Annotated in this window: 19 protein-coding genes; 17 read left to right on the top strand and 2 right to left on the bottom strand. The window is 72.5% G+C overall.

The genetic code is table 11. The features are described 5' to 3' along the window. Positions 1-126: 126 nt before the first annotated feature. From AB0E05_RS33210 to AB0E05_RS33155, 12 genes are all read left to right on the top strand, one after another. Positions 127-540 carry a cell division protein SepF gene (locus AB0E05_RS33210; protein WP_361970716.1) on the top strand — a complete coding sequence of 138 codons (414 nt, stop codon included), beginning with the start codon at positions 127-129 and terminating at the stop codon, positions 538-540. 153 nt (positions 541-693) lie between these two features. Then, on the top strand, positions 694-1,842 hold the full coding sequence (locus AB0E05_RS33205) for an ATP-binding protein (protein WP_361970714.1): 1,149 nt from the start codon (positions 694-696) through the stop codon (positions 1,840-1,842). Between the two features lie 89 nt (positions 1,843-1,931). Continuing rightward, positions 1,932-2,291 (top strand): nucleotide pyrophosphohydrolase, encoded by a 360-nt coding sequence (locus AB0E05_RS33200; protein ID WP_361970744.1) that lies wholly within the window; start codon positions 1,932-1,934, stop codon positions 2,289-2,291. Positions 2,292-2,495: 204 nt separating this feature from the next. Then, positions 2,496-3,350, top strand: coding sequence for a DUF6099 family protein (locus AB0E05_RS33195; RefSeq protein ID WP_361970712.1), 855 nt, complete (start codon positions 2,496-2,498; stop codon positions 3,348-3,350). A 178-nt stretch (positions 3,351-3,528) separates the two neighbouring features. Then, a complete protein-coding gene (locus AB0E05_RS33190; protein WP_361970710.1) occupies positions 3,529-4,452 on the top strand; it encodes an LLM class F420-dependent oxidoreductase in 924 nt (307 codons plus the stop codon). A gap of 5 nt (positions 4,453-4,457) precedes the next feature. Next, positions 4,458-5,384 carry a homocysteine S-methyltransferase gene (gene mmuM, locus AB0E05_RS33185; protein ID WP_361970709.1) on the top strand — a complete coding sequence of 309 codons (927 nt, stop codon included), beginning with the start codon at positions 4,458-4,460 and terminating at the stop codon, positions 5,382-5,384. 110 nt (positions 5,385-5,494) lie between these two features. Further along, positions 5,495-7,015, top strand: coding sequence for a 3' terminal RNA ribose 2'-O-methyltransferase Hen1 (locus tag AB0E05_RS33180; protein ID WP_361970707.1), 1,521 nt, complete (start codon positions 5,495-5,497; stop codon positions 7,013-7,015). A gap of 59 nt (positions 7,016-7,074) precedes the next feature. Further along, positions 7,075-9,654: a polynucleotide kinase-phosphatase gene (locus tag AB0E05_RS33175; protein ID WP_361970742.1), complete on the top strand. Its 2,580-nt coding sequence runs from the start codon at positions 7,075-7,077 to the stop codon at positions 9,652-9,654. A 228-nt stretch (positions 9,655-9,882) separates the two neighbouring features. Next, positions 9,883-11,115 carry an arginine deiminase gene (locus AB0E05_RS33170; RefSeq protein ID WP_361970705.1) on the top strand — a complete coding sequence of 411 codons (1,233 nt, stop codon included), beginning with the start codon at positions 9,883-9,885 and terminating at the stop codon, positions 11,113-11,115. 256 nt (positions 11,116-11,371) lie between these two features. Next, the gene (gene argF / locus AB0E05_RS33165) at positions 11,372-12,433 is read left to right on the top strand and encodes an ornithine carbamoyltransferase (protein WP_361970703.1); all 1,062 of its coding nucleotides are present in this window, start codon (positions 11,372-11,374) and stop codon (positions 12,431-12,433) included. A gap of 114 nt (positions 12,434-12,547) precedes the next feature. Next, the gene (locus AB0E05_RS33160) at positions 12,548-13,381 is read left to right on the top strand and encodes an enoyl-CoA hydratase family protein (protein ID WP_361970701.1); all 834 of its coding nucleotides are present in this window, start codon (positions 12,548-12,550) and stop codon (positions 13,379-13,381) included. Next, the gene (locus AB0E05_RS33155) at positions 13,378-15,756 is read left to right on the top strand and encodes a bifunctional salicylyl-CoA 5-hydroxylase/oxidoreductase (protein WP_361970699.1); all 2,379 of its coding nucleotides are present in this window, start codon (positions 13,378-13,380) and stop codon (positions 15,754-15,756) included. Before AB0E05_RS33160 ends, AB0E05_RS33155 begins: the two co-directional genes overlap by 4 nt. Here AB0E05_RS33155 and AB0E05_RS33150 read toward each other — a convergent pair. Both AB0E05_RS33150 and AB0E05_RS33145 read right to left on the bottom strand, forming a co-directional pair. Then, positions 15,714-16,619 (bottom strand): PaaX family transcriptional regulator C-terminal domain-containing protein, encoded by a 906-nt coding sequence (locus tag AB0E05_RS33150; RefSeq protein ID WP_361970697.1) that lies wholly within the window; start codon positions 16,617-16,619, stop codon positions 15,714-15,716. The genes AB0E05_RS33155 and AB0E05_RS33150 overlap by 43 nt on opposite strands. Before the next feature lie 15 nt (positions 16,620-16,634). Next, positions 16,635-18,269, bottom strand: a complete 1,635-nt coding sequence (locus tag AB0E05_RS33145; protein ID WP_361970695.1) for an AMP-binding protein — start codon at positions 18,267-18,269, stop codon at positions 16,635-16,637. Between the two features lie 97 nt (positions 18,270-18,366). On the opposite strand from AB0E05_RS33145, the gene AB0E05_RS33140 reads away from it, so the two are divergent. The 5 genes from AB0E05_RS33140 (at position 18,367) to AB0E05_RS33120 (ending at position 24,924) form a co-directional block, all read left to right on the top strand. Beyond that, positions 18,367-19,614 carry an acyl-CoA dehydrogenase family protein gene (locus AB0E05_RS33140; protein WP_361970693.1) on the top strand — a complete coding sequence of 416 codons (1,248 nt, stop codon included), beginning with the start codon at positions 18,367-18,369 and terminating at the stop codon, positions 19,612-19,614. Further along, the gene (locus AB0E05_RS33135; RefSeq protein WP_361970691.1) at positions 19,611-20,009 is read left to right on the top strand and encodes a RidA family protein; all 399 of its coding nucleotides are present in this window, start codon (positions 19,611-19,613) and stop codon (positions 20,007-20,009) included. Before AB0E05_RS33140 ends, AB0E05_RS33135 begins: the two co-directional genes overlap by 4 nt. Before the next feature lie 180 nt (positions 20,010-20,189). After that, complete coding sequence (locus AB0E05_RS33130; protein WP_361970690.1) at positions 20,190-20,726, top strand: MarR family transcriptional regulator; 537 nt, start codon at positions 20,190-20,192, stop codon at positions 20,724-20,726. Positions 20,727-20,832: 106 nt separating this feature from the next. After that, the gene (locus AB0E05_RS33125) at positions 20,833-23,121 is read left to right on the top strand and encodes an excinuclease ABC subunit UvrA (RefSeq protein ID WP_361970688.1); all 2,289 of its coding nucleotides are present in this window, start codon (positions 20,833-20,835) and stop codon (positions 23,119-23,121) included. A 198-nt stretch (positions 23,122-23,319) separates the two neighbouring features. Beyond that, positions 23,320-24,924 carry a DHA2 family efflux MFS transporter permease subunit gene (locus AB0E05_RS33120; RefSeq protein ID WP_361970686.1) on the top strand — a complete coding sequence of 535 codons (1,605 nt, stop codon included), beginning with the start codon at positions 23,320-23,322 and terminating at the stop codon, positions 24,922-24,924. The last annotated feature ends 35 nt before the right edge of the window (positions 24,925-24,959 follow it).

Here is a 24,959-nt window from a genome sequence, read left to right as displayed (position 1 = left end):
TGTCAGTGGTGCCCGATACGGTGCAGGGAGTCGAGTGTTGACCCCGCGCACGTGCAGGACGAAAGGTGCGCCACCCACTCGTGTCGCTGTTGGGCCGAACGGGTGAGGGGCGGGAGGATGGACCCCATGAGCAGGTACGAGAGGTACGACGTCACTGACGAGCAGTGGGAGGGTTTGGCGCAGGTCGTCCCCTTGCGGGGGCGGGACGAATGGCCGTCGCGGGTCGACCACCGCACCGTTCCGCAGGAGTACGAGGTCGAGCAGCGCCGTTTCATCGTGCTGCGGGTACAGGTCTTCGCCGACGCCCGAGAGGTGGCCGAGTATCTGATCGCGCAGATCCCGGTGTTGTTGGACCTCACGAGCGCCGACCCCGACGTGGCCAAGCGGATCCTCGACTTCAGCAGCGGAGTCGTCTTCGGCCTGGGCAGCGGCATGCACCGGGTGGACCGGAACGTCTTCCTGTTGGCCCCGTCCGGTACCGAGGTCGACGGCATCGCGGAGGCGACGGGCACCTTCTCCACCGCCTCGATCCGCCGCTGATCCACGGCTGGTTCGCGACCGAACCGGGACGGGGCCGCAGGGAGGGTGCACCCCTTCGGCAAGCGGGCCGCCCGTTGGTCGGGTCGCCCGTTCGTAGGAAGGTCCCGGAGGCGGAACGGTTCGGCGAATCGTCCGCTGCGTACCGTCCGGCCCATGGACCAGCACGCCCCGTTCACCCCCGCGCACACCCCCCGCCCCACCGTCACCGAGCTGCGGTTGTCCGCCTTCCGCTCGCACCGCGGCGCGACGTTCCCCCTGACCTCGCTGACCTTGTTCACCGGCGTCAGCGGAGCGGGCAAGTCGAGCGTCTTACAGGCGTACGAAGCCCTGGCGGCCCTGGCGACCGGTGACGGACTGGAAGACGCCTTCCCCGACCCCGCGGCCTGCGTCCCCGAATGGGCCGGCGCGGACACCGAGGGCCGCCGTGGTTTCCGCATCGGCTGTACGGTCGACGGCCCCGCCGGCCTCGTCCGCCTCGACCTCGCCGTCCAGGCCGAACCGACCCTCCGGATCGTCGGCGAACGCCTGACGTGCGGCGGGCGGACCCTGCTCACCACCGCCCTGCGCGACCCCGGGCGGTCGTCGGTGCAGGCGGCCTGGCTCACGGCGGGCTCGGTGCCGGTGACCCGCGCCCCGCTCCCCGACGACCGGCTCGGGACGGCCCTGCTGCCGTTGCGGGTGGCGGGGAAGACGGCGGGTCAGTTGCTGGTGCTCGCGGCGGCGGAGCAGGTGGTGGTGGCGCTGCGCTCGGTCTTCGCGTGCGATCCGCAGCCGTGCGGGATGCGGCGACCGGTGGCGCCGGGCGACGGTCGGCTGCGCCGCGGCTGCGACAACCTCGCCGAGGTCCTGCACCGCACGCGGACCGAGTGCGCGAGGCGGCACGCCCGTCTGACGGCCGCCGCGCGGCGCGGGTGCGCGGGAGAGGTGGCGGAACTGGGTGTCGAGGAGACGGCCGACGGGCTGCTGCGGGCGCTCCTGCACCGGGGGGAGGGGCGCACGGCGACACCGGTGGAGCGGCTCGGCGAGGGGGAGCTGCGGTACCTGGCGCTGGCGCTGGTGCTGTTGACCGGGCCGGGGGTGTTGGCGATGGACCAGGCCGCGGAGGTCCCGTCGGCCTATCAGTCGATGACCGTGCTCGCGGACGGCTTCGACCGCTGCCTTGATCCCGGACAGGCGCGCGAACTGGTCGCGCTGGCGGTGGAGATGGCGGCCCGCGGGCACGTCCGGCTGGTGGGGGCGGTTTCCGACGCGTCCTTCGCCCGCGGGGTCGAGGGCGTGACGGTGGTAGACCTGGTGCCGTGACGAAAGAAGGCAGTGGAGCCAGTGAGTCGAGTGACGTGCAAGCGACGGATGAGGCGCAGGGCGTAGGGGAAGCGGCGGGGGCGGGCGAGGTGCGGCACGCAGGGCGGACGGCGTCGGCGGATCGGGGGGAGGGCCTGTCCGTCGCCGACCTCCAGCGGCGGCTGGCGGAGTTCGCGCGGGCGCGGGACTGGGGGCCGTACCACACCCCGAAGAACCTGGCCGCGGCGCTGAGCGTCGAGGCGGGCGAACTGGTCGAGATCTTCCAGTGGTTGACGCCGGAGGAGTCGGCGCGGGTGATGGAGGACGAGGGGACGGCGCACCGGGTGCGGGACGAGGTCGCGGACGTGCTCGCGTATCTGCTCCAACTCTGCGAGGTGCTGGGGGTCGACGCGCTGGCGGCGCTCTCCGCCAAGATCGACCGCAACGAGACCCGTTTTCCGGCTCCCTGAGCTGACGGCCCGCCAACCTGGAGCGCTCGGCCCGTCGGAGAAGTCGGACGATCATGGATTTGTCACTCTCCGGAGTCATGAAGTTGTCCACAGTCGGCTTCCTGTCCACAGATTTCCCTTTTCCTCTGGCGTTTTGACTCAAAGCCCTTCACGCTGGGTAATGAACCTGTTGGGCAGACAGTCGTACGATCGGGGGCGGCGTACATGGACGCGGAGCGACTCATCGACATGAGTCGACTGGCCCTGGCACGCACCAGGGTGGTTTCTGAAGTGGTGATCGAAGCGTGGCAGGCTCAATTGCTCGCGCAGGCGATCGGCGGACAGCTCGCGGCATCCGGGCCGCCCGAGCTGAGCCGTGACGCACTGGGGCTCGGAGAGATCGACGGTCCCGGCGCGGGAAGCGCGGAGCACTCCGGCGTCCTGCGCGGACGGACCAGAGCAGCCGGTCTCACCGGGGTCGAAGATCCCCGCGAGACCCTGCTCGCCCTCGGGGCGCTCCTGGTGGACGTCGGGGTCGCCCTGATCTCGGTGGCCTGCGCCACCGACGAGGACGGTCTGTATTGGCACTGCATCCGGGCGATGGACGCGGCCGACGAGTCCGCCGACCGGGTGCGCTCCATGCTGCACAGGCTCTCGGCCAGGGATCTCGCCGGCCGGGACCTGCGCAGGCCGCCGGGTGACGTTCGGGCGCGGGCCGGACCGCCCGCGGCGTCGAGCGGCCGGACCGCCGGTCGATCCGTGCCGGGGCAGGGTGCAGCGGCACGGACGTCCGAGCCGTCCTCGGGCGAGTGCGGCCCGGGGCGGGACGGTCGTGGAGCCGTGTCGCGCGGCGGCCGTCAGGCCATCGGCGGCCGGGGCGATCAGGAACGGGCGGACGGGCCCGTGACGTCGCACGTGCCGTTGCCGCCCCGGCCGGCGTCCCGCGGCGGCGCACCCGTGGCGCGCCCCCGCGGCTCGGGCAGTTCCTCGGGCGGTACGGGCCGAGCCGAGGAGGCGAAGGGCCAGCGGGGACCGGCCGGGATACCCGACCCGGTGGACTCGACGGCGAGTGCGTGGTGAGCGGGAGCGCGGGCACCCGCGCCCGTCCTGCTCACCACGCTCGGCGCCGAGCCACCGGCCCGCCGGCCCCGGGCCGGGCGCCGTGGTGGCGGCCCCGACGCGGGCACCTCGACGGTGACCGCGGTGCTCAGGGGGCGGCGAGGCGGTTGACCGCGGTCGGACGGTGCAGGATGGACGCATGGATCTGCGCATCTTCACCGAACCCCAGCAGGGCGCCAGCTACGACACCCTGCTGACCGTCGCCAAGGCCACCGAGGACCTCGGGTTCGACGCCTTCTTCCGCTCCGACCACTACCTCGCCATGGGCTCAGCCGACGGGCTCCCCGGACCCACGGACGCCTGGATCACCCTGGCCGGGCTGGCGCGCGAGACGAGCAGGATCCGTCTCGGCACCCTGATGACCGCGGGCACCTTCCGGCTCCCGGGCGTGCTCGCCATCCAGGTCGCCCAGGTCGACCAGATGTCGGGTGGCCGGGTGGAGCTGGGGCTGGGCGCCGGGTGGTTCGAGGAGGAGCACCGGGCGTACGGCATCCCGTTCCCGAAGGAGAAGTTCGCCCGGCTGGAGGAGCAGCTGGCGATCGTCACCGGCCTGTGGGCCATCGAGGCCGGCGCAACGTACTCCTACGACGGTACGCACTACCAGCTCAGCGACTCGCCCGCGCTGCCCAAGCCCGTGAACGGACGGGTGCCGGTGCTGATCGGCGGGCACGGGGCCACCCGCACCCCGCGCCTGGCCGCGCAGTACGCGGACGAGTTCAACATCCCCTTCGCGTCCGTCGAGGACAGCGAGCGCCAGTTCGGACGGGTCAAGGCAGCCGCGGAGACCGCCGGGCGCGCCCCCGACGACCTGGTGTACTCGAACGCGCTGGTGGTGTGCGTGGGACGGGACGACGCCGAGGTGGCCCGCCGCGCCGCGGCCATCGGCCGGGAGGCCGACGAGCTGAAGCAGAACGGTCTGGCGGGCTCACCCGCGGAGGTGGTCGACAAGATCGGCCGGTACGCCGCCGTCGGCTCGTCCCGGATCTATCTCCAGGTGCTCGACCTGCACGACCTGGACCACCTGGAGCTGATCTCCGCCCAGGTCCAGTCCCAGCTGGGCTGACGGCCGTGCGCCCCGCCCGTACGCTCGCCCGGGCCCTCGCCGAGGGACCCCTGGTCCTGGACGGAGGTCTGTCCAACCAACTGGAGGCGCAGGGGTGCGACGTGTCCGACGAGCTGTGGTCGGCACGTCTCCTCGTGGACGGGCCGGAGCAGATCGAGGCCGCCCACCGGGCGTACGTACGGTCGGGCGCCCGGGTGCTGATCACCGCCAGCTACCAGGCGAGCTTCGAGGGGTTCGCCCGCCGGGGCGTCGGGCGGGCGGAGGTGACCGGGCTGTTCGCCCGTAGCGTGGCGCTGGCCCGGGCCGCCGCGGAGGCGACCGAGGACGAGGTGTGGGTGGCGGCCTCGGTGGGGCCGTACGGCGCGGTGCTCGCGGACGGCGGGGAGTACCGGGGGCGCTACGGACTGACGGTCCGCGAGCTGGAGCGCTTCCACCGGCCCAGGATCGAGGCGCTGGCCGCCGCGGAGCCGGACGTCCTCGCGTTGGAGACCGTGCCCGACACGGACGAGGCCGAGGCGCTGCTGCGGGCCGTCGAGGGCTGCGGCGTGCCCGTCTGGCTCTCGTACACCGTCAGCGGTGGGCAGACCCGGGCCGGTCAGGACCTGGCCGCCGCGTTCGCGCTGGCCGCGGGCGACGACGTCGTTGCCGTGGGCGTCAACTGCTGCGCCCCCGAGGACGCGGACGGCGCCGTCGCGCTCGCCGCGACGACGACCGGCAAGCCCGTCGTCGTCTACCCGAACAGCGGTGAGACCTGGGACGCGCAGACGCGGGACTGGCGTGACGGCGGCGTCGGGAGCGGCATCGACCCGTTGCGCGTCCGCGGCTGGCTGGCATCCGGCGCCCGGTTGGTCGGCGGCTGCTGCCGCGTCGGCCCGGACGTCGTCGCAGACGTCGCCGGGGCCCTGGCCCCGAGCCGCGGCGACATCGGCTGACCTGCCGTCAAGCCCATCGGCACGACGCCCGTCGGAGCGGCCCGGCGTCCGGGGCGGTCGGCGGACAAAATACGGGCACGAGTCCGTTAAACACCGTCATAATCGGTCAGGTGTTCTTGACGATCCGGACGACCGGCACCCCGCAACGACCAGCGACCGACCTCGGCTTCCTGCTGCACAAGCACCCCGACAAGGCGCAGGCGTTCTCCACCTCCCACGGCAGGGCCCACGTCTTCTACCCCGAGGCGACGCCCGAGCAGTGCACGGCCGCGCTGCTGCTGGAGGTGGATCCGGTGGCGCTGGTGCGGCGCGGCAAGGGCAAGGGACGCGGCGGCGCACCCGACTCCGCCCTCGCGCAGTACGTCAACGACCGCCCGTACGCGGCCTCCTCCCTGCTGGCCGTGGCGCTGAGCACGGTCTTCCGGAGCGCACTGCGGGGCGTGTGCGCCGCGCTGCCCGAGCGCGCCGAAGCACCGCTCCCGCTGCGGATCGAGATACCCGCCCTGCCCGCACGCGGCGGCGCCGAGCTGGTCGAGAAGCTCTTCGGCCCGCTCGGCTGGACCACCGTCACCGCCCGTCCGGTCGCGTTGGACGAGCAGTTCCCCGAGTGGGGCGAATCCCGCTACGTCCAACTCGTCCTGGAGGGCGAGCTGCGTCTGGCCGACGCCCTGCGGCAGCTGTACGTCCTGCTGCCCGTGCTCGACGACGCCAAGCACTACTGGGTCGCGCCCGACGAGGTCGACAAGTTGCTGCGCGCGGGGGACGGCTGGCTGGCGAACCACCCCGAGCACCGACTGATCACCAGCCGCTACCTCTCCCGGCGCTGGCGCCTGACCCGACAGGCCGAGGAGCGCCTGGAGCTGGTCCGGCTGGCCGAGACGGACGACCTGGACGTCGAGGACGTGGACAACGCCGTCGACGAGACCCGGGACACCGAGGAACGCCCGGTGCCCCTCGCCGAGCAGCGGCGCGACGCGATCCTGACGGCGCTGCGCGCCGCCGGCGCCCAGCGCGTGCTGGACCTCGGCTGCGGCCAGGGCCAGTTGGTGCAGGCACTGCTCAAGGACGTCCGGTTCACCGAGGTCGTCGGCGTGGACGTGTCCGTACGGGCGCTGACCATCGCCGCGCGCCGGCTGAAGCTGGACCGCATGGGCGAACGGCAGGCCGCCCGCGTCCAACTCCTCCAGGGCTCCTTGACGTACACCGACAAACGACTGGCCGGGTACGACGCGGCGGTGCTCAGCGAGGTCGTCGAACACCTCGACCTGCCGCGGCTCCCGGCGCTGGAGTACGCGGTGTTCCAGGCCGCCCGGCCCAGGACCGTCATCGTGACCACGCCCAACGTGGAGTACAACGTCCGCTGGGAGACCCTGCCGGCCGGACACGTGCGCCACGGCGACCACCGCTTCGAGTGGACCCGGGCGGAGTTCCGCAGCTGGGCGGAGGCCGTGGCCGCGCGCGACGGATACGCCGTCGCGTACCTCCCCGTGGGGCCGGACGACCCGGAAGTCGGCCCGCCGACCCAGATGGCGGTGTTCACCCGGGGCGACTCCGACGACCCGGAGCGTGCCGCGGACGACACCCGCACCGAGGACGACGACCGCACCGCGAAGGAGGCGAAGGCGGCATGACCCACCCCGACATCCCTGACAACACGGCGAACACAGCGAGTACGGAGATCACGGAGACGATGGACACCGCCCCCGACGCCCAGCCGACCAGACGGCTGCCGATCACCGACCTGTCCCTCGTCGTGCTCATCGGCGCCAGCGGCTCCGGCAAGTCGACCTTCGCCCGCCGCCACTTCAAGCCCACCGAGGTCATCTCCTCCGACTTCTGCCGCGGCCTGGTCTCCGACGACGAGAACGACCAGGCGGCCACCCGCGACGCCTTCGACGTCCTGCACTACGTCGCCGGCAAACGGCTCGCCGCCGGACGGCTCACCGTCGTCGACGCCACCAACGTCCAGGTCGAGGCCCGCCGCCAACTGGTGCGACTGGCCCGCGAACACGACGTCCTGCCCATCGCCGTCGTCCTCGACCTGCCCGAAGAGGTCTGCGCCGAGCGCAACGCCACCCGCCCCGACCGCGCCGACATGCCGCGCCGCGTCATCAAGCGGCACCGCGGCGAACTCCGCCGCTCCCTGCGCGGCCTGGAGCGCGAGGGCTTCCGCAAGGTCCACGTCCTGCGCAGCGTCGCCGAAGTGGAGGGCGCCGAGGTCGTCCTGGAGCGCCGCTACAACGACCTGCGCCACGTCACCGGCCCCTTCGACATCATCGGCGACGTCCACGGATGCAGCTCCGAACTGGAGACCCTGCTCGCCGAACTCGGCTACCGGGACGGGGCGCACCCCGACGGCCGCACCGCCGTCTTCGTCGGCGACCTCGTCGACCGCGGCCCGGACAGCCCCGGCGTGCTGCGCCGCGTGATGTCCATGGTCCAGGCCGGGAACGCGCTGTGCGTACCGGGGAACCACGAGAACAAGCTCGGCCGTTACCTCAAGGGCAGGAACGTCCAGCGCACCCACGGACTTGCCGAGACCATCGAGCAGTTGGAGAAGGAGGACGCCAAGGACCCGGAGTTCCGCCAGCGCGTCGCCGAGTTCATCGACGGGCTCGTCAGCCACTACGTCCTGGACGGCGGCGACCTCGTCGTCTGCCACGCCGGCCTGCCCGAGAAGTACCACGGCCGCACCTCCGGCCGGGTGCGCTCGCACGCCCTGTACGGCGACACGACCGGCGAGACCGACGAGTTCGGCCTGCCCGTGCGCTACCCCTGGGCCGAGGAGTACCGCGGCCGAGCCGCCGTCGTCTACGGCCACACCCCCGTCCCCGACACCTCCTGGGTCAACAACACGATCTGCCTCGACACCGGCGTCGTCTTCGGCGGCCGGATGACCGCCCTGCGCTGGCCCGAGCGCGAACTCGTCGACGTACCCGCCGAGCAGGTCTGGTACGAGCCGGTCAAGCCGCTGCGAGCGCAGGCCCCCGGCGCCCGCGAAGGCCGGCCGCTCGACCTCGACGACGTCCGGGGCCGACGGATCGTGGAGACCCGTCACCTGGCCCGCGTCGGCGTGCGCGAGGAGAACGCGGCTGCGGCGCTGGAGGTCATGAGCCGCTTCGCGATCGACCCGCGGCTGCTCGTCTACTTGCCGCCGACGATGGCGCCCACCGCCACCTCCACCGTCGAGGGCCACCTGGAGCACCCCGCCGAAGCCTTCGCGCAGTACCGCGCCGACGGTGTCCGGAAGGTGGTCTGCGAGGAGAAGCACATGGGCTCCCGGGCCGTCGTGCTCGTCTGCCGCGACGCCGAAGCCGCCCGCAAGCGCTTCGGCCTCACCCCGGCGACCGGCACCGACGCCGTACCGACCGGCGCCCTCTACACCCGCACCGGGCGGCCCTTCCTCAGCGAGGAGCCCCTCACCGAGGCACTCCTCGACCGGCTGCGCACCGCCGTCACCGCCGCCGGGCTCTGGGACGAGCTGCGCACGGACTGGCTGCTGCTGGACGCCGAGCTGATGCCCTGGTCCCTCAAGGCGTCGGGGCTGCTCCGCTCGCAGTACGCCGCCGTCGGCGCCGCAGCGGGCGCCGTCCTGCCCGGAGCCACCGCGGCCCTCGAAGCCGCCGCGGCCCGCGGGGTCGACGTCGACGCCCTCCTGCACTCCCAGCGGGAGCGGGCCGATGACGCCGCCGCCTTCACCGAGGCGTACCGCCGCTACTGCTGGCCCACGGACGGCCTGGACGGCGTACGGCTCGCGCCCTTCCAGGTCCTTGCCGCCGAAGGGCGCTCGCTCGCCGGCGTACCGCACGACGAGCAGCTGACGTGGCTGGACCGGCTCGTCGAGCACGACCCCACCGGGCTCCTCCAGACCACCCGGCGCCTGGTGGTCGACACCGGCGACGAGGCGTCCGTGGCGGCCGGCACGGACTGGTGGCTGACGATGACGGCCGCCGGCGGCGAGGGCATGGTCGTCAAACCGCTCCAGCCGCTGGTCCGCACCGAGAAGGGCGCCCTGGTACAGCCCGGGATCAAGGTCCGGGGCCGGGAGTACCTGCGGATCATCTACGGTCCCGAGTACACCCGCCCGGCCAATCTGGACCGGCTGCGCAACCGCCACCTCGGCCACAAGCGGTCACTGGCCCTGCGCGAGTACGCACTGGGCCTCGAAGCCCTCGACCGGCTCGGGGACGGGGAGCCGCTGTGGCGGATCCACGAAGCCGTCTTCGCGGTCCTGGCCCTGGAGTCCGAGCCGGTGGACCCCCGCCTCTGAGCGGCCCGTACCGCCCCCGTGCGGCGCGCCCCCACCCCGGGGCGCGCCGCCCGCGGGACGGCCCACCGCCACCCGACGGTGCACCGAACCGCCCCGGCGAGGCAGTCTGGGAGTCCGGGACCGAGTCCGCGACGCACCCACGATGCGGGCGGAGGGCCGTCGGAGCTCGTTGGCCGGCCACGGCACGGCCACCGAGTGAAGGGCCCGCCGCGCGGTGAGGATGGCCACATGGGATTCCACGTCGACTCCGAGACCGGGCGGCTGCGCCGGGTCATACTGCACCGCCCCGACATCGAACTGAAACGCCTGACGCCGACCAACAAGGACGCCCTGCTCTTCGACGACGTCCTGTGGGTGCGCCGCGCCCGCGCCGAGCACGACGGCTTCGCCGACGTCCTGCGCGACCGCGGGGTGGAGGTGCACCTCTTCGGCGACCTGCTGTGCGAGGCACTGGAGATCCCCGAGGCCAGGAAGCTGGTCCTGGACCGCGCCTTCGACGAGAAGGAGTACGGGCCGCTCGCCGCCGACCACCTCAAGTCCGCCTTCGACGCCCTGCCGTCCGCCGAACTGGCGGAGGCCCTGGTCGGCGGGGCGACGAAGCGGGAGTACCTGGCGGGGCACCCGGAGCCCACCTCCGTGCGGTTCCACGTGATGAACCTGGACGACTTCCTGCTCGACCCGCTCCCGAACCACATCTTCACCCGCGACACCTCCGCCTGGATCTACGACGGGGTGTCCATCAACGCGATGCGCTGGCCGGCCCGCCAACGCGAGACCGTCCACTTCGAGGCGATCTACGCCTATCACCCGCTCTTCGCCGGCCCGGACGCCGGCCCCTTCCACCACTGGTCACAGGGGCAGAGCGACTACCCGTCCACCATCGAGGGCGGCGACGTGCTGGTGATCGGCAACGGCGCGGTGCTGATCGGGATGAGCGAGCGGACCACGCCGCAGGCCGTGGAGATGCTGGCCAAGGGGCTCTTCGCGGCCGGCTCGGCGCGCACCATCGTGGCCCTGGACATGCCGAAGCGACGGGCCTTCATGCACCTGGACACCGTGATGACGATGGTCGACCGGGACACCTTCACCCAGTACGCCGGCCTCGGGATGCTCCGCTCGTACACCATCGAGCCGGCCGAGGGCCCGCAGGGGCTCAAGGTCAGCGACCACCCGCCCGAGGAGATGCACAGCGCGATCGCCGCCGCGCTCGGGCTGACGGAGGTCCGGGTGCTCACCGCCACCCAGGACGTGCACGCGGCGGAGCGCGAGCAGTGGGACGACGGGTGCAACGTGCTGGCGGTCGAGCCGGGCGTGGTCGTGGCGTACGAGCGCAATGTGACCACCAACACCCACCTGCGCAAACAGGGCATCGAAGTGATCGAGATCCCCGGCAGCGAGCTGGGGCGGGGGAGGGGAGGACCGCGCTGCATGAGCTGCCCCGTCGAGCGGGACGCGGTCTGAGGGCACGAAAGGGCCCGGTGTGGTGGACCCTGGTTGCACGGACCCGCATCGAAAGCCTCGAACGGGCGGACCCCGGACCGACCCGAATCGGGGGACTCCAGGTCTTGTATAGCAATGCAGGGCTTCGTATATACTTCCATCGTCGTCGACCGTGAAGGCCCCGTCCGGGCCGTCCCCTTCCCGTCCCTTCTCACCCCTTCTCACCCCCTCCGACCTCCCCACACACCGCCACCCACGCAGCGACCAGGAGCAGCCCATGGCGATACATCTCGAAGGCCGCCACTTCCTCAAGGAGCTGGACTTCACCGCCGAGGAGTTCCGCGGTCTCGTCGCGCTGGCCGCCGAGTTGAAGGCGGCCAAGCGGGCCGGCGCTGAGGAGCAGCGGCTGCGCGGGAAGCACATCGCGCTGATCTTCGAGAAGTCCTCCACCCGGACGCGCTGCGCCTTCGAGGTCGCCGCGGCCGACCAGGGCGCTGCGACGACGTACATCGGTCCGGCCGGGTCCCACATCGGCAGCAAGGAGTCCACGAAGGACACCGCACGCGTGCTCGGGCGGATGTTCGACGCCATCGAGTTCCGCGGGGACGCCCAGGCCAAGGTGGAGGAGCTGGCGGCCCACGCCGGCGTGCCGGTCTACAACGGCCTCACCGACGACTGGCACCCCACCCAGATGCTCGCCGACGTGCTCACCATGGTGGAGCACTCGATGAAGCCGCTGGAGCAGATGTCCTTCGCCTACCTCGGGGACGCCCGCTTCAACATGGGCAATTCCTATCTGATCACCGGCGCCCTGCTCGGCATGGACGTGCGCATCGTGGCCCCCCGGGCGTACTGGCCGGTCGAGGAGGTCCAGGCCAGGGCCCGGGCCATGGCGGAGGTCAGCGGCGCCCGGATCACCCTCACCGAGTCCGTCGCGGACGGCGTGCTGGGCGCGGACTTCGTCGCCACCGACGTCTGGGTGTCGATGGGCGAGGCCAAGGAGGTCTGGGACGAGCGGATCAAGGTGCTGGGTCCGTACGCCGTGACGATGGACGTGCTGCGGGCCACGGGCAATCCGGACGTGAAGTTCCTGCACTGCCTCCCCGCCTTCCACGACCTGGGCACCACCGTGGCGCGGGAGATCTACGAGACGCACGGCCTGACGGAGCTGGAGGTCAGCGACGAGGTCTTCGAGTCGGCCCACTCGGTCGTCTTCGACGAGGCGGAGAACCGTCTGCACACGATCAAGGCCGTGCTGGTGGCGACGCTCGCACCGGCCCCGTGGGGAGCGGAGATCCCGGAGGTCCCCGTCGCGCGGGAAGCCCAGGGGCAAGCGTGAGCAGCGAGGACTGAAGGCTATCGCGCGCCCGTGACGGAAGTCACGGGCGGGTGATAGCTTCGTGGGAGGCAGCGGCGGACCGGCGTCGCCCGCCCTCGAAGGAGGCCGCCTCTCATGAGCCCCTTTACCGGATCCGCGCGACGCACCGACACCGAGGAATGGCGCCACCTACGGCTCGTCGTCGCCGACGGCGTCGCGACCGTGACCCTCGCCCGCCCGCAGAAGCTGAACGCCCTCACCTTCGGCGCGTACGCCGACCTCCGCGACCTGCTGGCCCAACTCTCCCGCGAACGTTCCGTACGGGCGTTGGTGCTGGGCGGCGAGGGGCGCGGCTTCTGCTCCGGCGGCGACGTCGACGAGATCATCGGCGCCACCCTCGCCATGGACACCGCCCAGCTCCTCGACTTCAACCGGATGACCGGGCAGACCGTACGGGCCGTCCGCGAATGCCCCTTCCCGGTGATCGCGGCCGTCCACGGCGTCGCCGCGGGCGCCGGCGCGGTCCTCGCCCTGGCCGCGGACTTCAGGATCGCCGACCCCAGCGCACGTTTCGCCTTCCTCTTCACCAAGGTGGGGCTGTCCGGCGGCGACATGGGCGCCGCCTATCTGCTGCCGAGGGTCGTCGGCCTCGGGCACGCCACCCGACTGCTGATGCTCGGCGAGCCCGTCGGCGCCGCAGAGGCCGAGCGGATCGGCCTCCTCAGCGAACTCACCCCCGAGGGCGGCGCGGACGCCCGGGCCGCGGAGCTGGCCCGACACCTCGCCGCCGGGCCCGCCCTCGCCCATGCCCAGACCAAGGCGCTGCTGACGGCCGAGCTGGACATGCCGCTCGCCGCGGCCGTGGAGCTGGACGCCGCCACCCAGGCCCTGCTGATGAACGGCGCGGACTACGCGGAGTTCCACGCGGCGTTCACCCAGAAGCGGGCACCGCAGTGGCGGGGGCGATGAGGGGGAGCGCCCCCCTGCGCGTCGCCGTCATCGGCGGCGGCCCCGGGGGACTGCACGCCGCGACCCTGCTCAAGCGGCTCGACCCACGACGGGAGATCACCGTCTGGGAGCGCCGGGCCCCCGACGACACCTTCGGCTTCGGCGTCGTGCTCTCCGACGAGACCCTGGGCGGCATCGAACACGCCGACCCGGCGGTCCACCGCGCCCTGAGCGACGAGTTCGTCCGCTGGGACGACATCGACATCGTCCATCGGGGCCGTACGTTCACCTCCTCGGGACACGGCTTCGCCGCGCTGGGGCGCCGCACGCTGCTGCGGATACTGCACCGCCGCTGCGAGGAACTGGGCATCTCGATCCGGTTCCGCACCCCCGCACCGCCCGTCGACCGGCTCACCGCCACCCACGACCTGGTGATCGCGGCCGACGGCGCCGGCAGCACCACCAGGGAGGCCGACCCCGCCGCGTACGGGCCGCACGTCACCACCCACCGCTGTCGCTACATCTGGCTGGCCACGCCCGTCGCCTTCGACTCGTTCCGCTTCGAGATCGCCGAGACCGAACACGGAGTGATGCAGCTCCACGCGTATCCGTACGCCGCCGACGCGTCCACGGTCATCGTCGAGATGCGCGAGGAGGTCTGGCGGGCCGCCGGATTCGACACGGACGTACCCGGCGCGCCGGCCGCCCCGGGAGCGCGGTCCGTCGACCGCTGCGCCGCGATCTTCGCCGACGCCCTCGGTGGCCGGCCCCTGTACGGCAACCACTCCACCTGGACCGCGTTCCGCACGGTCGTCAACGAGCGCTGGTCCCACGGCCGTACGGTCCTGATCGGCGACGCCGCCCACACGGCCCACTTCTCCATCGGCTCCGGCACCAAACTGGCCGTCGAGGACGCCATGGCGCTGGCCGCGTGCGTGGCGGAACAGCCCGCGCTGGACGACGCCCTCGCCGCGTACGAGGCCGAGCGCCGCCCCGTCGTCGAGTCGACGCAGCGGGCGGCGACGGCCAGCCTGCGCTGGTTCGAGGAGCTGGGGACGTACGTGGACCAGCCGCCCCGGCAGTTCGCGTTCAACCTGCTCACCCGCAGCCGACGGGTCACCCACGACAACCTCCGGCTGCGCGACCGCGCCTTCACGGACGCCGTGGAGCGGGACTTCACCTGCCCGCCCGACACGCCCCCGATGTTCACCCCCTTCCGACTGCGCAGACTGACCCTGCGCAACAGGGTCGTGGTCTCCCCGATGGACGTGTACGAGGCGAAGGACGGCGTCCCGGACGACTTCCACCTCGTCCACCTGGGCGCGCGGGCGCTCGGCGGCGCCGGCCTGGTGATGACGGAGATGGTGTGCGTCAGCGCCCGGGGTCGCATCACCCCCGGCTGCACCGGCCTCTACACCCCCGAGCAGGCCCGCGCCTGGCGGCGGATCACGGACTTCGTGCACGCCCGGGCGCCGGGCACCGCCATCGGGGTCCAGCTCGGCCACTCCGGCCGCAAGGGCTCCACCCGGCGGATGTGGGAGGGCATGGACGACCCGCTGCCGGTCGGGAACTGGCCGCTGGTGGCCGCCTCGCCGCTGCCGTACCGGCCGGGCGTCAGCCAGGTGCCGCGACAGCTGGACCGCGCGGGGCTCGACGCCGTGCGGACCCAGTTCGTCGACGCGGCGCAGCGGGCCGCGGGCGCCGGCTTCGACCTGCTCGAACTGCACTGCGCCCACGGCTACCTCCTCTCCGGCTTCCTGTCCCCGTTGACCAACCGACGGAGCGACGCCTACGGCGGCAGCCTCGCCAACCGGCTCCGCTTCCCGCTGGAGGTCTTCGACGCGGTGCGTGCGGAGTGGCCCGGGGACCGGCCGATGACGGTGCGGATCTCCGCCACCGACTGGGCTTCCGGCGGGACGACGGACGACGACGCCGTGGTCATCGCGCGCGCCTTCGCCGAGCACGGCGCGGACGCGATCGACGTGTCCACCGGCCAGGTCGTGTCCGGCGAGCGCCCCGAGTACGGCCGCTCGTACCAGACCCCGTACGCCGACCGGATCCGCAACGTGCTGGGGGTGCCGGTGATCGCGGTGGGGGCGATCTCGTCGTGGGACGACGTGAACTCCCTGGTCCTGGCGGGGCGCGCCGATCTGTGCGCGCTGGCCCGGCCGCATCTGTACGACCCGCAGTGGACGCTGCACGCCGCGGCCGAGCAGGGCTACGCGGGGCCGGGCGCGCCCTGGCCCGCCCCGTACCGCGCGGGCAGTCGGACGCCGCCGACGGGCCGCACGGACGCGCCCCGACCCCGGCTCAGCCTCACGGGCCTGCCGGGCCCCCCGGCGCATGACGGCGGTCAGGAGGCGATGACGGGGGACGCGTCCTCGTCCCCTTCCTGATCGTCCCGGCCGTCCTGATCGTCCCGGTGATCCCGGCCTTCCTGCCCGCCCTGGTCGGTGCTGTGCACGAACAGCGCGCCCGCGTCCCGCAGCAGCTCGTGCAGCCGGCCGAAGACCTCCGCCGAGCGGGACCCGGGCCAGCCCACCGGGAGGAGTTCCAGCGGGAGCCCCGGGTCGGCGTAGGGCAGTCGGCGCCAGGAGTCGAGGGCGAGCAAATAGTCCCGGTAGGCGTCCTCCGGGGTGGCTGGGCGCCCGCCCAGCCAGTCGTGCAGCACCTGCTCCTGCGCGCCCAGGAACTCCTGGTGCTGCTTGGCGATCGCGCCGAGGTCCCACCAGCTCGCGACCGCCTCGGCCGTCGCCGCGAAGCCCAGGTGCTCCCCGCGGAAGAGTTCGACGTACGGGTCGAGCTGGAGCCGGCGCAGCGTGTGCCGGGTCTCCTCGTACAGCCGGGCGGGCGCGACCCAGACCCCGGGGGCGGCCGAGCCGAAACCGAGGCGGCCGAGGCGGGAGCGGAGCAGATGGCGCTTGCTCCGTTCGGCTTCGGGCACGGAGAACACGGCGAGCACCCAGCCGTCGGCGAGCCGCGGGGTCCTGCGGTCGTAGATGCGGCGGTCGCCGTCTTCGAGGAGCTGGCGGGCGTCGGCGGACAGCTCGTACGCGGCGGAGCCCTCCGGGGTGCGGGCGGAGAGCAGCAGCCCGCGCCGCTTGAGGCGGGAGACCGACGAACGGACCGACGGCGCGTCGACGTCGAGCGCGGCCATCAGCCGGATGAGTTCGGCGACCGGGAGCGGCCCGGGGCGCTCGCGCCCGTACGCGCCGTAGAGGGTGACGATCAGGGATCGGGGGGTGTGCTGGTCGGCCACGTGATCACTCTAAGGTCACTTCTCACCGCGCAGGCGGAAGCGCTGGAGCTTGCCGGTCGGGGTGCGGGGGAGCGCGTCGAGGAAGACGACGGAGCGGGGGCACTTGTACGGGCTGAGCCGGGTCCGCACCGACGCGATCAGGGCGGCGGCGGTGGCGTCGCTCGCGGGGACGCCACCGCGCAGCACGACGTACGCGGCGACGACCTGGCCGCGCAGGGCGTCCTGGTGGCCGACGACCGCGGCTTCCTGGACGTCCGGGTGGTGCAGCAGGGCCTCCTCCACCTCGGGTCCCGCTATGTTGTAGCCGGCCGAGATGATCATGTCGTCGGCGCGGGCGACGTAGCGGAACCAGCCGTCGGGCTGGCGCACGTAGGTGTCGCCGGTGAGGTTCCAGCCGTCCTTGACGTACTCGCGCTGGCGCGGGTCGGCGAGGTAGCGGCAGCCCACCGGGCCGCGGACGGCGAGCAGCCCCGGCTGGCCGTCGGGGACGGGCGCGCCGCGGTGGTCGATGACGCGGGCCTGCCAGCCGGGCACGGGCAGGCCGGTGGTGCCGGGGCGGATGGCGTCGTCCGCCGCGGAGACGAAGATGTGCAGCAGTTCGGTCGCGCCGATGCCGTTGATGATGCGCAGTCCGGTGCGGTCCAGCCAGTCGTGCCAGGTGGCGGCGGGCAGGTTCTCCCCGGCGGAGACGCAGCGCCGCAGTGAGCCGAGGGCCCCGACGGCTCCGGTGTCGGCGGGAGGCGGCTCGTTCAGCATCACGCGGTACGCGGTCGGCGCGGTGAACAGCACCGTGACCCGGTGCTCGGCGATCGCGGGCAGCAACTGCCGCGGCCCGGCCCGCTCCAGCAGCAGCGCCGAGGCGCCCGCGCGCATCGGGAAGACCACCAGGCCACCGAGTCCGAAGGTGAAGCCCAGGGGTGGGCTGCCGGCGAACAGGTCGTCCGGCACCGGCCGCAGGACCTGTGCGGAGAAGGTGTCCGCGACGGCCAGCACGTCGCGGTGGAAGTGGATGCACCCCTTGGGGCGGCCGGTGGTGCCGGAGGTGAAGGCGATCAGGGCCACGTCGTCGGCGGCCGTCGCCACCGCGGGGAAGGGGCGGGCGGGCGCGTCGGCGACCAGGTGCAGCAGGTCGTCGGGGGAGGAGCCGCCGTACGGGGTGATCCGCAGGCCGCCGCGGTCGACCCGCAGCAGTTCGTCCAGGGCGCGGGCGTCGCACAGGGCGTGGCTGACCTCGGCCATCTCGCAGATGGTGGCGAGCTCTTCGGTGCGGTGCTGGGCCAGCACGGTGACCGCGACCGCGCCGACCTTCATCACGGCCAGCCAGCAGGCCGCGAGCCAGGGGGCGGTGGGGCCGCGCAGCAGGACGCGGTTGCCGGGGACGACGCCCAGGCGCTGGGTGAGGGCGTGGGCGACGCGGTCGACCCGTTCGTGCAGTTCGCCGTAGCTCCAGACGTCTCCGGTGGGGGTGCGGAAGACGGGGCGGTGCGGGCCGAAGCGCTCGACGGTCTCGTCGAGCAGGGCGTGTCCGCAGTTCAGCCGGTCGGGATAGCGGAGCTCCGGCAACTCGAAGATCAGCTCGGGCCACAGGTCCGCGGGCGGCAGATGGTCGCGTGCGAAGGTGTCGACGTGGGCCGAGGGTGTCAGCTCCATGGTGCGCCCCCTTGTCATGGTGGGGTCGTGAGAGGAGCGTATCGTGTTGATGACGACAGTCAACGGTTCGCGATAGATGAGATATGTGAGGGCGTCAATGCCCGTATTCTCGCTCGATCCGGTACAGACCGCCTGGTGCGCCGAGCTGCGTGCGCTCGCCGCCGGGACACTCGAACCCCTGGCCCGGCGCGGCGCACCGGGCCGGGTGAACCGTCCGTTGCTCGCCGCCCTCGGTGAACTGGGCCTGCTGGAGCGGTTGTTCACCGGCTCGCAGACGAAGGGGCCCGGCGAGGCCCTGGGGGACGGCGGACCGGTCGCCCGCCCCGGCGCCCTGGACCTGTGCCTGCTGCGGGAATCGCTCGCCCACGGCTGCACGGAGGCGGAGACCGCGCTCGCGCTCCAGGGCCTCGGCGCCCGACCGATCGCGAGCGCCGGCACGGCGGAGCAGCGCCGGCGCTGGCTGCCCGAGGTGATGGCGGGGCGCGCGGTCGCGGCCTTCGCCCTCAGCGAGCCGGGCGCGGGGTCCGACGCCGCGGCCCTGGCGCTGGCCGCGGAGCCGGCGTCGGGGGCGGGCGCCGGTTGGCGGCTGACCGGCGAGAAGTGCTGGATCTCGAACGCCCCCGAGGCCGACTTCTACACCGTCTTCGCCCGGACGACCCCCGGCGCCGGTGCGCGCGGCGTCACCGCCTTCCTCGTCCCGGCCGATCGCCCGGGCCTGTCCGGCACCGCGCTTCAGATGCTCTCGCCGCACCCCGTCGGCGCGCTCGTCTTCGACGGGACGCCGGTGACCGGGGACGACGTGCTGGGCGAGGTCGACCGGGGCTTTGGGGTCGCCATGGACACCTTGAACCTGTTCCGGCCCAGCGTCGGGGCGTTCGCGGTCGGGATGGCCCAGGCCGCGCTGGACGCGACCCTCGCGCACACCGCGCGCCGCACCGCCTTCGGCGGCCCGCTCAAGGACCTCCAGTCCGTCGCCCACCAGGTGGCCGAGATGGCCACCCGCACGGAGGCCGCCCGACTGCTGGTGCTCAGCGCGGCGGCGGCGTACGACGCGGGCGCCGCCGACGTGCCGAAGCGGTCGGCGATGGCGAAGCTGTTCGCGACGGAGGCGGCGCAGTACGTGGTGGACGCGGCCGTCCAACTGCACGGCGCACGGGCCCTGGAGCGCGGGCACCTGTTGGAGCACCTGTACCGGGAGGTGCGGGCGCCGCGGATCTACGAGGGCGCGACGGAGGTCCAGCGCTCCATCGTCGCCAAGGAGTTGTACGCAGCCCGGAAGGCCGGGAAAGTCGGGGAGGCCGGGGAAGCCGGGGAAGTTCGAGGAGTCGAGGGAGCGCCCGCATGAGCCTGCACCGCCACAACCCGGCCGAGCTCTCCCCGCCGTCCGGCTTCTCGCACGCCGTCACCGCCACCGGCTCCCGACTGGTCTTCCTCGCCGGACAGACGGCGCTCGACGGTGCGGGCACCGTCGTCGGCGAGACCCTGCCGGAGCAGTTCGAGGCCGCCCTCGCGAACCTCCTCGCGGCGCTCGCCGCCGCCGGCGGGGCCCCGCACGACCTCGCCCGGGTCACCGTCTACGCGACCGACGTCGCCGACTACCGGGTCCAAGCGCCCCAACTGGGCCGGATCTGGCGCCGGTTGGTGGGGCGCGACTATCCCGCGATGGCCGTGATCGGCGTCGTACGCCTGTGGGACGAACAGGCCCTGGTGGAACTCGACGGCACGGCGGTCCTGCCCTGAGCGTCCCGCGGTGAGCGCCCGTCCGGGCCGCCTTCGGCGGCGTCGTGCAGCCGTCCCGATACCTCCCCTGTCGTGTATCTTCGTGGTGAAGTTACTTCGCAGAGGCGGGCTGTCACCTCCAGCGGTGGAACCCGTCGCCGTACCGGACGCGAAGTCGTCGCACAGGTCGGGAAGGGGAGCATGTCCACCGAGAATCCGCAGCCCGGGGGCCTGGAGGCCCAGCGCGACCGCCTCATGGACGGGCTTCGAGCGTTCGGCGCCAACTACACCGAATTCACCCAGCGGTTCGCGGCCTGGCTGGGGCTCCACTCCACCGACGCCGCGGCACTCGCCGAGATCCTGTACGCGGAGGACCAAGGGGTGCCGCTCTCCCCGGCCCGGCTCAGCGAGCGCATCTCCCTGTCGTCCGGCGCCACGGCCACCCTGCTCAACCGCCTGGAGACGGCCGGGCACATAGTGCGCACCCGCGAGCACACCGACCGCCGGATCGTGACGCTGCGCAGCAGCCCCGGCGTGAAGCCGCGGGCCGAGAAGTTCTTCGGTCCCTACGCCCAGCAGATGGCCGTGGCGATGTCGCACTACACCCCCGCGCAACTCCAGGAGTTCGAAGCCTTCATCGGCCGGCTGCGCGCCACGATGGACTCGCTGCTCGCCAACGAGTACAGCGGGCGGCAGTCGGGCGCCGCCTCCGCCCGCGGCAGCAGCGGCACCGCCTGACGCGGCGCTCCGCCGCCGCCCGAAGCACCCGTGCCCCGTCGCGCCCCGCCGAGCGCGGACGGCGCCGCCGGGCCCACCACCCACCGCACGAGAACGGAACGACTCAGTGAGCCCAGCGCACGCAGCAGCAAGCGGTGCCGCCGCGACGGACTTCGCCCAGGTGATCCGGGTGAGGGGAGCCCGTGAGAACAACCTGACCGGCATCGACATCGACATCCCCAAGCGCAAACTGGTGGTCTTCACCGGGGTGTCGGGCTCGGGCAAGTCCTCGCTCGCCTTCGACACGATCGCCGCCGAGTCGCAGCGGCTGATCAACGAGACGTATCCGGCCTTCCTCCAGTCCCAGATGCCCACGCTGCCGCGCCCGGACGTGGACAGCCTGGAGAACCTCAACGCGGCGATCGTGGTGGACCAGGAGCGCATCGGCGCCAACTCCCGCTCCACCGTGGGCACCGCCACCGACACCTGGACCATGCTCCGGATCGTCTTCGCCCGGGTGGGCGCGCCGGCCGTGGCGAGCCCGAGCGCCCTGTCCTTCAACGACCCGGCCGGCATGTGCCAGGAGTGCGGGGGCGTGGGCCGCACCTCCACCATCGACGTCGAGGGGATCTTCGACCGCAGCCGCTCCCTGAACGAGGGCGCGATCGTCTTCCCCAACTTCGCGGTCGGGTCCGTCTTCTGGAAGATCTACAGCGAGTCGGGGTTCTTCGACAACGACAAGCCGCTGGCGCAGTACACCCCGCAGGAGTGGGACCAACTGCTGACCGGCACGGCCGACGAGGTCGTCAAGACCGGCGGCTACAACATGGCGTACGAAGGCGTGCTCGACAAGATCAAGCGGCTGTACCTCTCCAAGGAGGTCGAGACGCTGCGTCCGCACGTCCGCCGGGCGGTCGAGGCCATCGGCGTGATCGGGCCGTGCGACGCCTGCGGCGGCAGCCGGCTCAACGAGGCCGCCCGTGCCTGCCGCATCGACGGGGTGAGCATCGCCGACTGCAACGCCATGCAGATCACCGAGTTGAGCCGGTGGGCCGCCACCCTGCCGGAGGGCGGCATCGCGCCCCTCAAGGCCGGGCTGTGCTCCATCCTGACCAACCTCGTGGAGATCGGGCTCGGCTATCTGAGCCTGGACCGCGCCGCGGGCACCCTCTCCGGCGGCGAGGCGCAGCGGATCAAGATGGTCCGTCACCTGGACTCCAGCCTCACCGAGATGACGTACGTCTTCGACGAGCCGACCGCGGGGCTGCACGCCCACGACACCGCGCAGATGATCGGCCTGCTGGAGCGGCTGCGGGACAAGGGCAACACCGTCCTCGTCGTCGAGCACAACCCGGACGTGATCGCCGCCGCCGACCACGTCGTCGACATCGGTCCGCGCGCGGGGGTCAACGGCGGCCGGGTCGTCTACCAGGGCGACGTCGCCGGGCTGCGGACGGCGGGCACGCCCACCGGCGACCACCTCGCGGTCCGCCAGCCCGTCAAGACGGACGTGCGCGAACCGGTCGGCACCCTGGACATCAAGTCGGCGAACCTGCACAACCTGCGGGACGTCAGCGTCGGCATCCCGCTCCAGGTGCTGACCGCGGTCACCGGGGTGGCCGGCGCCGGCAAGAGTTCCCTGATCATCGGCTCGCTGCCGAAGGACGCCGACGTCGCGGTCGTCGACCAGTCGCCCATCAAGGGCTCCCGCCGCTCGAACCCGGCCACCTACACCGGGATGCTCGACGGCATCAGGGAGGCGTTCGCCGCGGCCAACCGGGTGAAGGCGTCGCTCTTCAGCGCGAACTCCGACGGCGCCTGCCCGGTCTGCAAGGGGCTCGGGGTGACGTACACGGACCTCGGCTACATGACGGCGGTCCCCACCACCTGCGAGAAGTGCGAGGGGCGCCGGTTCACCGACGAGGTGCTCTCCTACCGACTGCGCGGCAGCACCATCGCGGACGTGCTGGCGATGTCGATCGACACCGCGGCGGACTTCTTCACCGAGAAGCCGGTGCTCTCCGTGCTGACCACCCTCCAGGACGTGGGGCTCGGCTACATCAGCCTGGGCCAGCCGCTCACCACCCTCTCCGGCGGGGAGCGCCAACGCCTGCGGCTGGCCATCGAGATGCGCAGGAACGTGAGCACGTACGTCCTGGACGAGCCGTCGACGGGGCTGCACCTGGCCGACGTGGACAACCTGGTGCGCCTGCTGGACGGTCTGGTGGACCGGGGCGCCTCGGTCATCGTGATCGAGCACAACCTGGACGTCATCGCGCGGGCGGACTGGGTCGTCGACCTCGGACCGGGCGCCGGTGACGAGGGCGGCCGGATCGTCTACGAGGGCCCGCCGGCCCAGATGCCCACGGCGGGGGAGTCGGTCACCGGCCGCTTCCTGCACGCGTCCCGGGGCTGACCTCACACGCTCCACGGCGGGGCCGGCGCACCTACGGGAGGCGCCGGCCCCGCCGTCTTCCGTGAGCCGGCGCAGACGCACCGGGCGGGATGTGACGCGTTCCACTCGCCGGTTTGACAACCACCCCGTGACCTAATTACCTTTACAGTGAAGATACACCAGGGTGGAGGAATAACCGTGACAGAAGAAACCCCTTCCATGCGTCAGTGGCTAGGGCTGGTCGCCGTGTCCCTGGGCGTGGCCCTGATCGTGGTGGACATCACGATCGTCAATGTGATCCTCGCCCCGATCATCGAGGACCTGGACGTCACCTCGGTCGAGGCCCAGTGGGTCCAGGAGTCCTACGCGATCATCTTCGCGGCGCTCCTCCTGATCACCGGGCGCCTCTCGGACATCCAGGGCGCGCGCAAGATCTTCCTCATCGGTCTCGTCGTCTTCGGCGTGACCAGCCTGGTGGCGGCGATCGCGCCGAACGGCGGCCTGCTGATCCTGGCCCGCTTCCTCCAGGGCATCGGCGGCGCGATGATCCTGCCGACCTCGCTGGCCCTGGTGAACGCCACGTTCACCGGCAAGGCGCGCGGTCAGGCGTTCGCCGTCTGGGGCTCCACCATCGGCGCCGCCGCGGCCGTCGGCCCGCTGCTCGGCGGCTGGCTGGCGGACATCTCGTGGCGCTGGGCCTTCGGCATCAACATCCCGATCATCACGCTGATCATCGTGGGCGCGCTGCTCTACCTGCCGGCGTCCCCCCGCACCGAGGGCAAGATCGACGTCTTCGGCGGCGTGCTCTCCGCCGTCGGCCTCGGCTTCCTGGCGTTCGGTCTGATCGAGGGCCGCTCCTACGGCTGGATCATGACCACCAAGACGCTGGAGATCGGCGGCATCGAGTGGAGCGGCGGGCTGTCCCCGGTCTTCGTCTCCTTCGTCTTCTCCATCGCGGTCCTGGTGGCCTTCTGGCTGCGGCAGTCGGCGCTCAGCAAGCGGAACGAAGAGCCGCTGATGGACACCCGACTGTTCTCCATCGCCTCGTTCCGCAACGGCAACGTGGTCACGCTGGTCGTCGGTCTCGGCGAGTTCGGCATCATCGCGGTCATGCCGCTGTGGCTCCAGTTCACCCTGGACTACAGCGCCTTCGAGGCGGGCCTCGCGCTGGTCGCCCTGGCCGCCGGTAGCTTCTGCGCCAGTGGCGCCAGCTTCTCGATGACGGCCACCCCGCTGAGCCTGGTGCGCATCGGTCTGCTGCTGGAGGCGGCGGGTCTGGTGATGCTGGGTCTGGTCGCCGCGACCGACACCTCCTGGTGGGCGATCGCGATCGCGCTCTTCATCTACGGCGTCGGCGTCGGCTTCGCCACCGCGCAGGTCACCAACATCGTCCTCGTGGACGTCCCGGTCGAGAGCGCGGGGCAGGGCTCCGGCATCCAGAGCGCCTCGCGCGAACTGGGCGCCGCCCTCGGCATCGCCGTGCTGACGACGCTCTTCTTCAGCACCCTCACCAGCAACCTGCGCGACAGCCTCACCGACTCCGGGATGCCGGAGAAGGAGGCCGAGGGGCTGAGCGGAGTGGTCACGGACAGCGCCGGCTCGGTCATCCCGTCCTTCGCGTCCAAGCCCGAGACCGCCTCGGTGGCGGACATGGCGCGCGAGGCGATGTCCGACGCCATCCAGCTCTCCAGCTACATCTGCGCCGGTCTGCTGGCGCTGGCGCTGCTGGCGACCCTCACCGTCTCCAACCGCAAGGGCGGCGGCGAGAAGGGCTCGGAGGCCAGCGAGCAGGACGCCGTGAAGGCGCAGCCCAGCCCGCACTGATCGGCTCGCGTCGGTCCGGGCCGCCCTGAAGCCAC

The sequence above is a fragment of the Streptomyces sp. NPDC048057 genome, assembly GCF_040653095.1.
GTDB lineage: Bacteria > Actinomycetota > Actinomycetes > Streptomycetales > Streptomycetaceae > Streptomyces.
This window is presented reverse-complemented; position numbering and strand designations above follow the sequence as displayed.

Bases quoted from the DNA above. Each gene is read 5' to 3' on its own strand.
- AB0E05_RS33210 (WP_361970716.1), top strand. From the start codon at position 127: ATGAGCAGGTACGAGAGGTACGACGTCACTGACGAGCAGTGGGAGGGT.
- AB0E05_RS33160 (WP_361970701.1), top strand. From the start codon at position 12,548: ATGAGCCCCTTTACCGGATCCGCGCGACGCACCGACACCGAGGAATGG.
- AB0E05_RS33120 (WP_361970686.1), top strand. From the start codon at position 23,320: ATGCGTCAGTGGCTAGGGCTGGTCGCCGTGTCCCTGGGCGTGGCCCTG.
- AB0E05_RS33145 (WP_361970695.1), bottom strand. From the start codon at position 18,269: ATGGAGCTGACACCCTCGGCCCACGTCGACACCTTCGCACGCGACCAT.
- AB0E05_RS33140 (WP_361970693.1), top strand. From the start codon at position 18,367: ATGCCCGTATTCTCGCTCGATCCGGTACAGACCGCCTGGTGCGCCGAG.
- AB0E05_RS33135 (WP_361970691.1), top strand. From the start codon at position 19,611: ATGAGCCTGCACCGCCACAACCCGGCCGAGCTCTCCCCGCCGTCCGGC.
- AB0E05_RS33195 (WP_361970712.1), top strand. From the start codon at position 2,496: ATGGACGCGGAGCGACTCATCGACATGAGTCGACTGGCCCTGGCACGC.
- AB0E05_RS33130 (WP_361970690.1), top strand. From the start codon at position 20,190: ATGTCCACCGAGAATCCGCAGCCCGGGGGCCTGGAGGCCCAGCGCGAC.
- AB0E05_RS33175 (WP_361970742.1), top strand. From the start codon at position 7,075: ATGGACACCGCCCCCGACGCCCAGCCGACCAGACGGCTGCCGATCACC.
- AB0E05_RS33170 (WP_361970705.1), top strand. From the start codon at position 9,883: ATGGGATTCCACGTCGACTCCGAGACCGGGCGGCTGCGCCGGGTCATA.
- argF (WP_361970703.1), top strand. From the start codon at position 11,372: ATGGCGATACATCTCGAAGGCCGCCACTTCCTCAAGGAGCTGGACTTC.
- AB0E05_RS33155 (WP_361970699.1), top strand. From the start codon at position 13,378: ATGAGGGGGAGCGCCCCCCTGCGCGTCGCCGTCATCGGCGGCGGCCCC.
- AB0E05_RS33190 (WP_361970710.1), top strand. From the start codon at position 3,529: ATGGATCTGCGCATCTTCACCGAACCCCAGCAGGGCGCCAGCTACGAC.
- AB0E05_RS33205 (WP_361970714.1), top strand. From the start codon at position 694: ATGGACCAGCACGCCCCGTTCACCCCCGCGCACACCCCCCGCCCCACC.